Annotated in this window: 1 protein-coding gene; it reads right to left on the minus strand. The window is 68.4% G+C overall.

Translation table 11 applies throughout. The annotated features are described in order from the left end of the window. Positions 1-1635: ATP-dependent RecD-like DNA helicase (locus Q4F04_RS15875; protein WP_303370752.1), on the minus strand; the 1635-nt coding region annotated here is incomplete at both ends.

The raw sequence follows: 1635 nt of genomic DNA on the forward strand, positions 1-1635 counted from the left end.
CCGGCCGCGGGTGACGCCGGTATAAAGCAGGTTGCGCTGCAGCATGGCGTAGTGCTGGGTCATCACCGGAATGACCACGGCCGGATACTCCGAGCCCTGCGCCTTGTGGATCGTGGCCGCATAGGCCGGCACGACGGTGTCCAGTTCCCCGAAGCCGAAGACGACCGGACGGCCGTCGAAGTCGATGGTGACCTCCCCCTCCTCGGGATCGACCGCCCCGATCCGGCCGATGTCACCGTTCCAGACCTCCTTGTCGTAGTCGTTCTCGACCTGCATGACCTTGTCGCCGGGCGCGAAGGTCCAGCCGAAGCGCTCGACCTTCGGGACACCCGCCGGGTTAAGGGCGGCCTGCAATTCAATGTTGAGCGCACGCGCGCCCACGCCGCCGCGGTTCATCGGGCAGAGCACCTGGATGTCGCGGATGGGGTCCAGTCCGAAGCGGCGCGGGATGCGGTGGCGCACCAGCTCGACGATGCGCGCCACGGCCTGTTCGGGCTCCTCGGCCGGCACGAAATAGAAGTCGCTCCCGCCCTCAGGGGCCGCAAGGTCCGGCAGCCGGCCTTCGTTGATCCGGTGGGCACTGGTGATGATGCGGCTCTGCGCCGCCTGGCGGAACACCTCGGTCAGCCGCACGACCGGCACCGCGCCGGAGCCGATGATGTCGGCCAGCACCTGGCCGGGGCCGACCGAGGGCAGCTGGTCGATGTCGCCCACGATCAGCAATGCAGCCGAGCCTGGCACCGCCTTCAGGAGCGACTGCATGAGCGGGACGTCCACCATCGAGCTTTCGTCGACGACCAGGAGATCGCAGGCGAGCGGGTTCTCCTCGCTGCGCTTGAAGCAGGCGGTGGCGGGATCGAACTCGAGCAGCCGGTGAATGGTGCGGGCCTCCAGCCCTGTGGCCTCCGTCATCCGCTTGGCGGCCCGTCCGGTGGGGGCGCAGAGCAGAAGTCGCGCGCCCTTGGCCGCGAGGATGCGCAGGATGGCATTGACCAAGGTGGTCTTGCCGACGCCGGGCCCGCCGGTGATCACCAGCACCTTCGAGCGCAGCGCCAGGCGCAGGGCCTCGGCCTGACTGGCCGCCAGCGTCAGGCCCGTTGCCTGTTCGATCCACGGCAAGGCACGCGCGACATCGATGCCGGGCCACGGCAGGGGACCGCCGGCAAGGCGTTTCAGATGCGCGGCGATGCTGCACTCGGCTTGGTGGAGCCCGCTCAGGAACACGCAGTCGGTGTCACCCACCCGGTCTGCCGCAACCGTGCCCTCGGTCAGTTCCAGCACCATTGCACGCTCGATGATCTCGGCCGGCACCTCCAGCAGCTTTTCCGCGAGCCCCGTCAGGTCCCTCCGCGGCAACCCGCAATGCCCCTGCCCCATGGCCTCGGAGAGCGCAAACGAGATCCCTGCCCGCACCCGGATCATGGCGGTCCTCTCGATGCCGAGCTTTTCGGCGATGACATCGGCAGTGCGGAAGCCGATGCCGCGGATGTCCCGGGCGAGCCGGTAGGGGTTCTCGCTCATCACCTGCACCGCATCGAGGCCATAGGTCCTGAAGATCCGCACGGCCCGTGCGGTGCCGACGCCATGCTGGTGCAGAAACACCATGATCTCGCGGATGACCTTCTGGTCGGCCCA

The organism is Paracoccus sp. (in: a-proteobacteria) (assembly GCF_030536915.1).
Lineage (GTDB): Bacteria > Pseudomonadota > Alphaproteobacteria > Rhodobacterales > Rhodobacteraceae > Paracoccus.